Below are 12,642 nucleotides of genomic sequence, written 5' to 3'. Positions count from 1 at the left end.
CCTTCTTGCTGCTCCGTCGGGCCGGTTACCGGCGCGATTTCGAAAGCAGACGCAGGATCTCCATGTACAGCCACACCAGCGTGACCATCAGCGCAAAGGCGCCGTACCACTCCATGTACTTCGGCGCGCCGGCCTGCGTGCCGCGCTCGATCAGATCGAAGTCCAGCGCCAGATTGAGTGCCGCCAGGCCGACCACGAGCAGGCTGAAACCGATGCCGAGCAGGCCGGACTCGTGGATGAAAGGCACCTGGATGCTGGTGAACGCACGCAACCCGATGTCCACCAGGTACAGCAACACGATCGCGCCGGTCGCCGCCACCACGCCCGTGCGGAAGCGGTCGGTGACCTTGATCACCCGCGTGCGGTAAAGCACCAGCATCACCGCCAGCACGCCCGCGGTCAGCATCACCGCCTGCAGGACGATGCCGTGGTAGCGCAGCTCCATGAAAGCCGAGATGCCGCCGAGTGCGAAGCCCTCGGCGATCGCATACAGCGGCGCGGTGATGCCCGACCACTGGCGCAGGAAAGCGCTCGCCAGCGCCAGCACGAAGCCGGCGATCAGCCCGCCCCACATGAACGGCGCAATGGCGGCGAAGGCACCGGCGACGTCGCCGGCCGCGGCCAGCGTGTCGAACCGTTGCCAGGTCCAGCCGCCGGTGACCACCGCCAGCAGGAGCAGCAGGCCGGTCTTGGCCACGGTGCCGTTCAGCGTCATGCGGTCGCCTTCGGCGAACAGGCCCTGGAAGGTGTTCTCGCGCAGTACCGGGTTGCTGGAGCGCATGGATTCCCTCGTTCGTGTGATCGCGCCTGGCGCGGAGCCGCCATGCTAGCGCGCCAGGAGTCCCCCGCGCTGCCCCTCCCGTCGGCGTGGCCGATCCAGTTCCGGCAGGAACACCGTGATCAGCCCCATCAGCGGCAGGAACGCGCACAGCCGGTAGACGTACTCGATGCCGTGCGCGTCGGCGAGCTGGCCCAGTACCGCCGCGCCGATGCCGCCCATGCCGAAGGCGAAGCCGAAGAACAGGCCCGAGACCATGCCCACGCGCCCGGGCAGCAGTTCCTGCGCATAGACCAGGATCGCCGAGAACGCCGAGGACAGCACCAAGCCGATCACCACGCTCAGCACGCCGGTCCAGAACAGGCTGGCGTGCGGCAGCAGCAGCGAGAACGGCGCCACACCCAGGATCGAGATCCAGATCACCCACTTGCGCCCGATGCGGTCACCCACCGGCCCGCCGATCAGCGAGCCGGCCGCCACCGCGAGCAGGAAAACGAACAGGTGGGTCTGCGCGCTCTGCACCGACACGCCAAAGCGGTGGATCAGGTAGAACGTGTAATAGCTGGACAGGCTGGCCAGGTAGAAATACTTGGAGAAGATCAGCAGGCCCAGGATCAGCAGCGACAGCACCACGCGGTTGCGCGAGGGCGTCACCCGCGCGTGGTGCCGGCGCGCGCCGTTGCGGCTGGCGTGATGGAGCCGGTACCAGGCACTGACCTTCAGCAGCACGGCGATCGCCAGCAGCGCCGCGAGCGAGAACCAGGCCACGCTGCCGCGCCCGTGCGGCACGATGATCCAGGCCGCCAGCAGCGGGCCCAGCGAGGCGCCGGTATTGCCGCCGACCTGGAACAGCGACTGCGCCAGTCCATGCCGCCCGCCGGAAGCCATCCGCGCCACCCGCGAGGATTCGGGATGGAACACCGACGAGCCGGTGCCCACCAGCGCGGCGGCGACCAGCAGCACGCCGAAGTTCGGCGCCGTGGCGAGCAGCAGCAGGCCGCACAGGGTGAAGCCCATGCCCACCGGCAGCGAGTACGGCATCGGCCGCCGGTCGGTCGCCACGCCCACCAATGGCTGCAGCAGCGAAGCGGTCAGCTGGTACGTGAGGGTGATCAGTCCGATCTGTCCGAAACTCAGTGCGAAGCCGCTCTTGAGGATGGGATAGATCGCTACGATCAGCGACTGGATCATGTCGTTGAGCAGGTGCGAGAAGCTGATCGCACCAAGCACGGCAAAGGCGGTGCCAGGCTCCGCCGGCAAGGCGGCGGGCGCGGGTTCGACGCGGATCTGCATGGGGCTGCGGTCCAAAGGGGGAAGCGCGGCCTGCTGGCCGCGGTGCGCACTCTAGAACCCGAAGCGGTCGCTCGTATACCGGGCTGCGGCAGATTTCCGGGCGGCCATGCGAGCTTTCCCTGCCTGCTCCCCGCCGTGGCCGCGAAGGGTGGAAGCGGGCTAGCGGCGCAGGCCGAACTCTTCGGCCGCGCGGCTGGCCCGCAACCGGCCGACGCGGATCGCGGCAGCCAGGCGTCCCCCCAGCCCGGGGGCGCGCCTGGGCCGCTTGCCCTTGCGGGCGGGTCGCCGACCGTCGCCCACACACGCCGCGCCACGCCGGCGGACCGAGGCGCGCATCGCCGGCAGCGCGCCTCGTCCAGCGCCCCGCGCGAGCCGGCCGTTGGTCTCCCGGTGCGCGTGGTCGGGCGCGCCGGGGGCGACCTGCGCCGCCTTCCCCGCGCACCTGGAAACTGCCCTTGTGGCCATGCGATGCCCCCCTGCTGATCGGGATGCCATGCTGCGCAGCGGCCCGTGAAACGGCGGGCAAGGCTTTGTTCGAGCGCCATTCGTCGCGGCCGCTCCGGATGCGGCCAAGCCGATTGACCGCCCCCGGGCCCGACCGGATGATGGCCGGATGCCGTTCCTGCGAAGCCTTCTGCTGTGCCTGCTGCTGGCCGCTCTCCCGGCGCTCCATGCACAGGACGCACCCGCCACCACCCCGCCTGCGGTCGCCCCTGCACAGGTGCTCGATGACCTGCGCGGCCAGCTCGATACGATCAAGTCCACGCTGAAGGACAAGCCGGACGACCGCACCCTGGCCGACCTGCGCACCGCCGCCCTGGCCGTGCAGGACCAGGCCGGGCAATTGGCCACGACGCTGGCACCGCAGATGGACAGCCTCGACGCGCGGCTGGCCGTGCTCGGCCCCGCGCCCGCCAAGGGCGCGCCGCCCGAAGCGGCCGAAGTGGCCGCACAGCGCCGCCAGCTGGACAAGGCCAAGGCGGATCTGGACGCGCATATCAAGCAGGCGCAGCTGCTCGGCGAGGAAGGCATGCAGCTGGCCAACCAGATCTCGGGTCGCCGCCGCGACCAGTTCCAGGCGCAACTCGCCTCGCGTACCGCCTCGCCGCTCGGCGGCGCATTCTGGGCCGAACCGGCGCGTTCGCTGCCCGGTGACCTGGCGCGCCTGAAGCGCCTCAGGGCCGACCTCGCCGCTACCTGGACCGACGCATGGCAGTCGCCAGACCGCCTGCCGCTCCTGCTTTGCCTGGGCGCGGCACTGCTGCTCGTGGCCGGGCGCCTGCTGCTGGAGCGCGCGCTGATTTTCCTCACCATGCGCGCGACGCCCAACAGCCACCTTCGCCGCAGCGCGATGGCGGCCGGCGTGGCGTTGGGTGCCGTGCTGGTGTTCGGCCTGGCCGCGCAACTGGCCCGCATGGGGCTGGGATGGAACGACCGGCTCGATCCGGACCTGGATGAGCTGGCACGCTCGCTGGTGCGGCGCGTGTACTTCGCCGCCTTCGTCGCCGGACTGGGGCGGGCGCTGCTTTCGGTCAGGCACCCCTCGTGGCGCCTGCCGACGCTGTCCAACACGGCGGCCCGCCGGCTGCGCCTGTTCCCCGGCCTGCTGGCAGCGGCGACCCTGCTGCTCGGCGTGGTGGAGCGGATCAACAGCGCGATCGGTGCAAGCCTGCCGGCGACCGTGGCCACGCGCGGACTGATCGCGCTGGTGGTCAGCGGCCTGGTCGGCGCCGCGCTGCTGCGTCTGGGCCAGGCCCGGCGCGCCCTGCTCGCCGCCGGCACCGCGCCGGCGCAGCGGCCGCTGTGGGTCGGACTGCTTGCCGGCGCCGCCGCACTGGGCGTGGTGCTGAGCTGGGTCGCGGTGGCACTGGGCTACATCGCGCTGGCCTTCTTCATCGCCACCCAGATGCTGTGGATCGGTGTGCTGATCGGCGCGCTCTACCTGCTGCTGCACCTGGTGCACGACCTGATCGCCAGCCTGCTGGCTCCGGATGGCCGCAGCGGGCAGCGGCTGCAGGCCGCCTTCGGGTTCCCGCCGCGCACCCTGGAACAGGCGGCCACCGTGCTGTCGGGCGTCAGCCGCGTGCTGATCCTGCTGCTGGCGATCGGTGCGCTGCTTGCCCCATTCGGCACCGACCCGCAGGAACTGGCAGCACGGATGGGCCAGCGCTTCGGCAACCTCACGCTCGGCCAGCTCACCATCGATCCCGGCACGGTGTTCGAGGCGCTGGCGGTGTTCGTGCTCGGGCTCCTCGCGGTGCGCGTGCTCAAGCGCTGGCTGGGCGACCAGCTGCTGCCCAAGACAACGCTCGAGCCGGGCATGCAGAATTCGGTGGTCACCCTGCTCGGCTACGTCGGTGGCGTGCTGGTGTTCGCGTTGGCGCTGGCCGCGCTCAACGTGAGCCTGCAAAGCATCGCCTGGATCGCCAGCGCGTTGTCGGTGGGCATCGGCTTCGGCCTGCAGGCGATCGTGCAGAACTTCATTTCCGGCCTGATCCTGCTCGCCGAGCGACCGGTGAAGGTCGGCGACTGGGTCAGTCTGGCGGACGTCGAGGGCGACATCCGCCGGATCAATGTGCGTGCCACGGAGATCCAGTTGTGGGACCGCTCCACGGTGATCGTGCCGAACTCGCAGCTGATCACCCAGAACGTGCGCAACGTGACCCTGGCCAACGCCCAGGGACGCGTGCAGATCAAGCTGCCGATGCCGCTGGACACCAACGCCAGGCGCGCGCGGGAAATCATCCTGGAGGCCTTCCTCGGCCATCCCACGGTGCTGGAAACTCCCGCGCCCAGCGTGCAGCTGGCGCATGTGGATACGTTCGGCATCCACTTCGTCGGCACCGGCTACGTGCCCAGTCCGCGCGAGGTCGGCGGGGTGCGCAGCGACCTGTTGCTGGCAATCCTGGAGCAGTTGCGCCGCGACGGGCTGTCGCTGATCCGCCCGCAGGACATGCGCATCCAGCGCCTGCCTGATCCGGGCGAGACGGGCTGATCGACGGGGGACGGTTGCCATGGCCCTCCACCAGCGCCTGCCCGGCCCACCGCTCGACACCCTGGTCGAAAAACTGTGGGACTGGTGCATGCCGCCCGCCCCGCACCGTTACGAGCGCGTGCTGCCCCAACCCGGCGCGCAGCTCATCATCAACCTGTTCGAGGACCAGACGCGCGTCTACACGGACGACGCCGAACGACGCTGCCTGGCCTCCCCGGGCAGCGTGCTGGGAGGCCCCCGGCTTTGCAGCCAGATCATCGATACGGCCGAGCAGATCCGCGTGATGGGCGTCGTGTTCCGTCCGGGTGGCGCCGGCGCGCTGACCGGCGAGGACATGGCGGCGATCGCGGAGCGCGACGTGGACCTGGCCGGCCTGTTCGGTGGCCACGCCGGTGCGTTGCGCCAGCGCCTGCTGGAAACCGCGGAAGCGGGCGAGCGGCTGATGCTGCTGGAACGCTGGCTGCACGAGCGCCTGCGCATGCCGCGGCTCGAAGCCTGCGTGGCCCACGCGCTGGCCTGGCTGGAGCGGACGCCGCAGGCAGCGCGCATCGGCTCGCTCCTGCGCGAGAGCGGGGTCTCCGAGCGGCGGCTGGCGCGCCTGTTCCGCCGGCAGGTCGGCTACGGCCCCAAACAGTACGCGCGGCTGCTGCGCTTCCGCGCCGTGGTGACCCGGGTATACGGCCAGCCGCAGGTGGACTGGGCAGGCGTGGCGGCCGACGGCGGCTACTGCGACCAGGCCCACCTCGCGCATGAATTCCGCCGCTTCGCGGGCATCACGCCAAGCGCATTCATGGCGCGGCGAGGCCCCTACCCCAACCACCTGCCGCTCGATTGAGCCTGCGGAAATCTACAAGACCGCCACGGCATGGCGACCTAGATTGATGGCTCCCGACCGGAGAACCGCGATGAACCCAGGACCCAGCACCATCATTCCCTGCCTGCGCTACCGCGATGCCCACCGGATGATCGACTGGCTGTGCGAGGCATTCGGTTTCGAAAAACATGCGGTCTACGACGACGACCAGGGCGGCGTGGCCCACGCCCAGCTGGTCTATGGCGGCGGCATGTTGATGCTCGGCAGCGTGCGCGAGGACGGGTTCGGCCGGCTGCTCGCCCAGCCCGATGCGCTCGATGGACGCGAGACCCAGTGCGCCTGCGTCACGGTGGCCGATTGCCGTGCGCACTACGAGCGGGCCAAGGCGGCCGGCGCGGAAATCGTGGACGAGTATGCGGAGAAGGAGTACGGCGGCGCGGGGTACGGTTGCCGTGACCCGGAGGGGCACCTGTGGTGGTTCGGCAGTTACGACCCCTGGGCCGGATAGCTCCCTCTCCCCGGCGGGGAGAGGGAGCAAAGGCCGCTACGGTGCGATGGCCACGCGCTTGAGCTTCGATTCGGGCCGCGCCACGGCGTACATCTCCCACGCCATCTGCTTGAGCAGGCCCTGGTGGTCCTTGCCCTGCGTGTAGAGGTCCATGTGCGTGCGACCGGGCAGGAAGCGGAAGTCGGACTTCGCGCCCAGCCCGTCCAGCACGGCCTTGAGCCTGTGCGCGGCGCCGTCGAGGTAGAACGTGTCGGCCGTACCGACGACCAGGTGCACCTTGCCATCCAGGTCCGGCTTCAGCTCGGACCAGTGCTCCTTCACCCGCCGCGCAATGTCGTAGTGCTCGCCCCAGTAGGCGACCACCGCCGGGTCGACGTCGCCCGTGGCGCGGTCGAACATCGGCATCGGGCGGCCATCCGCACCGCGCGGCGAGAACACCCAGTCGAACGAGGCCATCTGCCCGCCGTACGGTCCCAGCACACGCTCCATCCGCGCGAAGGTCTCGTAGGTCGCCAGCACCTTGCCCTTGTCGCGCACCAGCGGGTACGGCGTGCCATCGGCCCGGTGGTAGACGTTGGCGTGCGGGGCGTACAGGTCCACACCGGTGAAGTCGTGGAAGTCGCTCGGGTCGGGTGAGGTCGACCAGGTGCCGCCGAAGACCTTTGGATAGCGCGTCTGCAGCCACAGCGTGGCCCAGCCGCCCGAGGAGTGGCCGGTGAGGAAGCGACCGGAGGAGCGCGCATCCATGCGGTACTCCCTTTCCAGGGCGGGGATCAGCTCGGTGGTCAGCGCCCGGCCCCACGGACCGTTGTTCACCGAGTCGGCGAACTCGTGGGTGCCGGTGGCGCCGGACTCGTCGAGCACCACCCAGATCATCGGCGGCAGCTGCTTCTCCTGCATCGCGCCGAACACCATCGCCGCGGTCCCGGCCTGGGTGTGCAGGTCGCCGCCGAAGCCGTGCGTCTGGTAGACCGCGGGATACGTGGCCTTGCCCGATGCCTCGTAACCCGGCGGCAGGACCACCCAGCCGCGCATGTGGATCGGCCGGCCCCAGAAGGCGCTCAGCGCGGGGCTGACGAAATCGATGGATCGCACCTGCTTGCGCGCCTGCGCCAGGTGCTTCTTCGTCGTGTCGCTCATGTAGCGCGTGGGGAGGTCCCACAGCGCGGGCGTGGGCAGGGTCCGGGCGAGCGCCAGCGCCGGTGGCGCAGTGCTGGGCAGGTGCACCTCCACCACCGGGCTCACCAGATCGCCACCGTTGCGGCCGTGGTAGTTGTAGTCGTGCTGCGTGTCCAGCACGGCCTGCACGAGATAGTCGCCGGGCGGCAGCCGGGAGAACCCGGACGGAAACGCCTGGTCGTCGGCGTCCAGCAGCACCCCGGCGCCAGGCGCCAGGTGCTCGACCTCGCGTGCGGCTAGCGCGGTCTGCTTCGGCGCGAACGGGCTGCTCTCGACCTCGGTGACCTCGCCGTCCTTGGCAGCGGCCCTGGCCGCCGTCGCCTCGGTGGCGAAGAGCAACAAGCGCCCGGTCGCCGGTTGGCCGGCCGAGGCCGGCAGGTTGACCCGGAAGAACTGGTGCGCGGCCGGCGCCACCTCGCGCGCGCAGGCGCCGCTGGCCAGCAGGCCGGTGAACAGCAGCGCCAGCGCGCTGCGGACGGGGTTCAACATGGCATGCGCTCCCTCGTGTCAAAAGGGCCGGTCGCCCGGCCCCGTGGTGGTCAGTCTTCCGATGCCGCGTCGTGCTTCACCGGCGCCAGGCGCAGGTCCTGGAAGTCGAAGCTGAAGTCGGTCAGCGGCGAGATGGGCTCCATGCGCGCCTCGCGCACGTGGCCGTCCTCGTCCAGCGCAAAGGTGACGAAGGCATCGGCGTTGAGCGTGCGATCGTCCCAGCGCACGGTGAAGGTGTCGTGCTGCCAGGGCGTCATGGTGCCGACCAGCTGTGGCGTGTGGCTGAAGCGCAGGCGCAGCTTGCCGCCCTCGCGGCTGACGATGACGTCGCCGTACCAGGGGTCGCGATAGGTACCCGCGTAACCGGACAGCGGCAGCGAGGGCTTGCTGTGCCTGTCGCGCGCCGCCTGGTGCCTGGCCATGCTGTCGTCCGCCTTGGCCTGCGCGTGCTTCACCGCCTTGTCGTAGACGGCGACCCAGTCGGTCTTCGTGCCCGGGTTGAGCCAGGCATCGAGGGCACGGTAGGTGACCGCATTGAAGGCGGCACCCGACTCGGCGTTGGTCAGCACCACCACGCCCAGCTTCAGTTCCGGCACCAGCGTCACGCGCGTGACCATGCCCGGCCAGCCGCCGGTGTGCCAGACCAGCTTCCTGCCGTGGTAATCGGACAGGAACCAGCTCTCGCCGTAGCCGAAGAAACCGGGCGTGAGCGGCGCGAGCTCCGGCACCGGCGGCTTGTTGATCCGGATGGGCGTGAGCATCGACCACATGTCGTGCTGGCTCTTCTCCGAGAACAGGCGACGCGGCTTGCCGTCGGCGCCGGTGGTCGGCAGCTCGCCGCCGGCCAGCTGCACGTTCATCCACTTGGCCATGTCGTGCACGCTGGAGTAGATGCCGCCGGCGCCCGGGTCATTGAGCCAGGCCATCGGCGGCACCGGCTCGAGCGCCTTGAAGTCCGCCTTGGCATGGCCGGTGGCGACGTCCATGCCGCTCTTCAGATAGGTCTTGTCGATCAGCGACTCGTCCATGCCGACCGGCCCGAAGATGTGCGTGCGCACGTAGTCGGCGTAGCTCTGGCCCGAAGCCTGCTCGATCACCAGCGTGGCCACGGCAAACAGGATGTTGTCGTAGGCGTAGCCGGAGCGGAAACCGTTCTTGATCGGCACGTTGGCCAGCCGCTGCACCACTTCCTTGGTGGTGTAGCTGGTCGGCGGCCAGTACAGCAGGTCACCGGCGCCGAGCGACAGGCCACTGCGATGCGCCAGCAGGTCGCGGATGCGCATCTCGTGCGTCACGTACGGATCGGACATGCGGAACCACGGCAGGTGATCGATCACCCGATCGTCCATGTCCAGCTTGCCCTGCTCCTGCAACTGCTGCAGCGCCGCCGCGGTGAACGCCTTGGTGTTGGAGGCGATCGCGAACAGCGTGTGCGCATCGACCTTGTCGCTCTTGCCGATCTCGCGCAGACCGAAGCCCTGCTCCATCACCACGTGGCCGTCCTTGACGATCGCCACCGCGATGCCGGGCACGTCGAAGGTCTTGCGCGCGCTGTCGACGTAGGCGCCGAAATCGGCCAGCTGCGCCGGCAGCAGCGGACGCGCGCTGTCGTGGGTCGACACCGGCGGCGGCAACCGGTGCTGCGGCGCGCTCTGCGCCACGGCGTTGGTGGCGATCAGCAACAAGGCACAGCAGCCCGCCAGGCGCGGGAAGAGGATTCGCTGGGACATCAAAGACTCCGCCGATGGAAACCGCTTCACTATCGCGGCAAAGCCGGCGCAAGACCAGCCTGCCGCGCGGGCGTCAACCGCCATGGCGGGTGTGCGCATCGAGCCAGGGCGAAAGCGGGATCGACCAGAGGTTGTCCAGACCGTTGTCCCACGCGCTCATGCGCGCAAGGTCCTGCGCCGCCTGCGCCGCGCTGCGCGGGTAATGCACCGGCACGGCGCGCGGGCTGGAGAAGTACAGCGTGCGGTGGTCCGGCCCCAGGTGCGAGCCCCAGGGCGCGCCGCGGTTGACCTCGTCGCCCAGGTCGATCGGCGCGCCCCAGCCGTTGCCCTGGCGAAACGCGATGTAGAGCCGGTCCGGCTGATCCCTGCCGGCGTAGTTGGCGTCGAACACGATGAAGGATTCATCCGGCGCCACCGCCGGATCGAGCTTGTGCGCGGTGCTGTCTCCCAACGCGACCTCGACTGGCGCCTGGTAGCGGCCATTGCGGTACTGCGAGCGGAACAACCGGAAATCGCCATCGGCACCCGGCCGCTGGAAATACACGCTGCCGTCGCCGGCCACGCTCGGTGCATAGGTGCGGCTGCTGGCATTGACCACATCGGGCAGACGCACCGGCTCGCCCCAGCCCTCGCCCTTGCGATCCACCCGCCACAGATGCCCGCCCGAGCCGGCCGCCACCTTGCCACCGGCCAGCACCGCATCCAGCGGCTTGCCGCCGGGCTGGTCGGGCCGGTTGGAGCTGAAGACCAGGAACGAGCCGTCCGGCGCCATGGCCGGGTCGTGGTCCAGCCAGCGCCCGGAGAACGGCGCGATGGTGGGCGCCGACCAGCCGTGGGCGGTCCTGTGCGAAACCAGGATCGCCGCGTTCGGCCAGCGGATGCGGTCGAAGAACACGGTGCGGCCATCGGGGGTGAACGCCGCCGAATCCTCCGCCGCCGGGCCGGAGATCACGCCCGGCGCGAAGACCTGCGGTTGCACCGCGGGCGCCGCCTGGATCGCGCACGGAAGGAGGCTGGCAACCACCATGGCCGCCAGCAGACGGCCGCTTGCTCGGGACATGTCTTGATCCACGTGTGGGTGAGGAACGGGCACAGATACGCGCGCCGTGGATCACCGGCGCGTGCCGCAAGTCACGCTCACGTGCAGGCACGCGCCGGCATGCCAAGATGCGCCCCTCGCTGCCGGAGCCCGCCATGTCGCCTGTTCGCACCGATCCCGCACTCGCCTCCCGCATCCGCGCCGGCATCGGCGGCTGGACCTTCGCGCCCTGGCGCAACAACTTCTACCCGGCCGGCCTGGTGCAGCGGCGCGAGCTGGAATACGCCAGCCGCCAGCTGCGCGCGATCGAGATCAACGGCACCTTCTACGGCGCGCAGAAGCCCGCCACCTACGCCAAATGGGCGGCCGAAACGCCGGAGGATTTCGTCTTCGCGCTGAAGGCGCCGCGCTACGTGGTCGAGAGCAAACGTCTGGCCGGCGCCAGCAAGGGCATCGACGCGTTCGTGTTCGGCGGCCTGGAAGAGATGGGCGAGCGACTCGGGCCGATCAACTGGCAGATGGCGCCGTCACGGGCGTTCGATGCGGACGATATCGCGGGCTTCCTCGACGCGTTGCCGCGCGAACTCAACGGTCGCCCCTTGCGCCACGTGCTGGAGGTGCGCCACCGCAGCTTCCTCAGCGAGCGCTACGTGGATCTGGCCCGCGACCACGGCGTGCCGACGGTGTTCACCGATGCCAGCAAGTACCCGTCGCTGGCCGATCTCACCGGCGACTTCGTCTATGCCCGGCTCATGCGCAGTGCCGCCGACGAGCCGACCGGCTACCCGCCCGCCGCACTGGACACGTGGGCCGAACGCGCGCGCGACTGGGCCAGCGGCAAGGACCTGGCCGAGCTGCCCCACGCCGGCGCCGTGCTGCCTGATGGCGCGCCGCGCGAGGTGTTCATCTTCTTCATCAGCAGCGCCAAGGAGCGCAATCCGGCCGCGGCCATGGCGTTGCAGGCCCGCATCGGGCCTGTATAGCTGCGCTCGTCCGCACGTGCTTTACAGAGGATTGCCCGGCGCATCACGGCCACTTGGGCAGGATGAGGCTGTCGCATCGCCGACGCCTTCTTCCACCGCGCAGGAGACTCCGCCATGAGCATCCAATCGACCGGCTACAACACCACCAACGCCAACCGCGCAGGCCTGGGCGCCGGCACAGTGCTCGCCTCCAGCACCTTGAACGGCGAGAACGTGCGCAACGCGACGGGCGAGGACCTGGGCGAGATCAAGGACCTGATGATCGATACCGCCAGCGGCACCATCCAGTACGCCGTGCTTTCCTTTGGTGGCTGGATGGGCATGGGCGACAAGTTGTTCGCCGTGCCGTGGAACGCCATGCGGCTGGACACCGAGAACCACTGCCTGGTGCTGGACGTTCCCAAGGATCGGCTGAAGGACGCCCCCGGCTTCGACAAGGACAACTGGCCCGACTTCGCCGATACCACCTTCACCAATCGCATCAGCAACTACTACCACTGAGGCGCCGGTGATCCGGGCGAGGGCGCTGCAGGTGCGGCGCCCTCGCCTGCATCTGCAGCCCCGCTACACTGCCGCACCGGCGGCACCCGCCAGCCAGCCCTGCCCGCCCATGCCCCAGCTCACCTTCCATCTCGACCGCGACCACGTCGAGCTCAACCAGCTGCTCAAGCTGAGCGGCCTGTGCGACAGCGGCGGCGCCGGCAAGGCGCTGGTCGCCAGCGGCGCGGTGTACGTGGATGGACAACGCGAACTGCGCAAGACCTGCAAGATCCATGCGGGACAGACGGTGCGGCTGGGTGAGATCAGCATTCTGGTGCTCGCATAACCTCCAGC

Annotated in this window: 11 protein-coding genes; 6 read left to right on the top strand and 5 right to left on the bottom strand. The window is 69.8% G+C overall.

Annotation, left to right across the window (positions count from 1 at the left end; all coding sequences use genetic code 11):
• Positions 1-25: 25 nt before the first annotated feature.
• Positions 26-781, bottom strand: a complete 756-nt coding sequence (locus tag VFH59_RS06135; protein WP_325164008.1) for a Bax inhibitor-1/YccA family protein — start codon at positions 779-781, stop codon at positions 26-28.
• Positions 782-826: 45 nt separating this feature from the next.
• A complete protein-coding gene (locus VFH59_RS06130; protein ID WP_325164007.1) occupies positions 827-2,071 on the bottom strand; it encodes an MFS transporter in 1,245 nt (414 codons plus the stop codon).
• 613 nt (positions 2,072-2,684) lie between these two features.
• On the opposite strand from VFH59_RS06130, the gene VFH59_RS06125 reads away from it, so the two are divergent.
• The 3 genes from VFH59_RS06125 to VFH59_RS06115 all read left to right on the top strand — a co-directional run bounded on the left by VFH59_RS06125 (position 2,685) and on the right by VFH59_RS06115 (position 6,388).
• Complete coding sequence (locus VFH59_RS06125) at positions 2,685-5,066, top strand: DUF3772 domain-containing protein (RefSeq protein WP_325164006.1); 2,382 nt, start codon at positions 2,685-2,687, stop codon at positions 5,064-5,066.
• A gap of 19 nt (positions 5,067-5,085) precedes the next feature.
• Positions 5,086-5,901, top strand: coding sequence for a helix-turn-helix domain-containing protein (locus VFH59_RS06120; RefSeq protein WP_325164005.1), 816 nt, complete (start codon positions 5,086-5,088; stop codon positions 5,899-5,901).
• Between the two features lie 70 nt (positions 5,902-5,971).
• A complete protein-coding gene (locus tag VFH59_RS06115; protein ID WP_325164004.1) occupies positions 5,972-6,388 on the top strand; it encodes a VOC family protein in 417 nt (138 codons plus the stop codon).
• A gap of 36 nt (positions 6,389-6,424) precedes the next feature.
• Here the strand turns inward: VFH59_RS06115 and VFH59_RS06110 are convergent, their stop codons facing one another.
• The 3 genes from VFH59_RS06110 to VFH59_RS06100 form a co-directional block, all read right to left on the bottom strand.
• On the bottom strand, positions 6,425-8,056 hold the full coding sequence (locus VFH59_RS06110; protein ID WP_325164003.1) for an alpha/beta hydrolase-fold protein: 1,632 nt from the start codon (positions 8,054-8,056) through the stop codon (positions 6,425-6,427).
• Between the two features lie 50 nt (positions 8,057-8,106).
• Positions 8,107-9,786: a serine hydrolase gene (locus VFH59_RS06105; RefSeq protein WP_325164002.1), complete on the bottom strand. Its 1,680-nt coding sequence runs from the start codon at positions 9,784-9,786 to the stop codon at positions 8,107-8,109.
• 73 nt (positions 9,787-9,859) lie between these two features.
• On the bottom strand, positions 9,860-10,846 hold the full coding sequence (locus tag VFH59_RS06100) for a hypothetical protein (RefSeq protein WP_325164001.1): 987 nt from the start codon (positions 10,844-10,846) through the stop codon (positions 9,860-9,862).
• 134 nt (positions 10,847-10,980) lie between these two features.
• Here VFH59_RS06100 and VFH59_RS06095 point away from each other — a divergent pair, with 134 nt between their 5' ends.
• The 3 genes from VFH59_RS06095 to VFH59_RS06085 all read left to right on the top strand — a co-directional run bounded on the left by VFH59_RS06095 (position 10,981) and on the right by VFH59_RS06085 (position 12,634).
• Positions 10,981-11,808: a DUF72 domain-containing protein gene (locus tag VFH59_RS06095; RefSeq protein WP_325164000.1), complete on the top strand. Its 828-nt coding sequence runs from the start codon at positions 10,981-10,983 to the stop codon at positions 11,806-11,808.
• Positions 11,809-11,922: 114 nt separating this feature from the next.
• Complete coding sequence (locus tag VFH59_RS06090; protein WP_325163999.1) at positions 11,923-12,309, top strand: PRC-barrel domain-containing protein; 387 nt, start codon at positions 11,923-11,925, stop codon at positions 12,307-12,309.
• 109 nt (positions 12,310-12,418) lie between these two features.
• The gene (locus VFH59_RS06085) at positions 12,419-12,634 is read left to right on the top strand and encodes an RNA-binding S4 domain-containing protein (protein WP_325163998.1); all 216 of its coding nucleotides are present in this window, start codon (positions 12,419-12,421) and stop codon (positions 12,632-12,634) included.
• Positions 12,635-12,642 lie beyond the last annotated feature (8 nt).

The sequence above is a fragment of the Frateuria sp. genome, assembly GCF_035695185.1.
In the GTDB taxonomy this organism is placed as follows: Bacteria; Pseudomonadota; Gammaproteobacteria; order Xanthomonadales; family Rhodanobacteraceae; genus Frateuria_A.
This window is presented reverse-complemented; position numbering and strand designations above follow the sequence as displayed.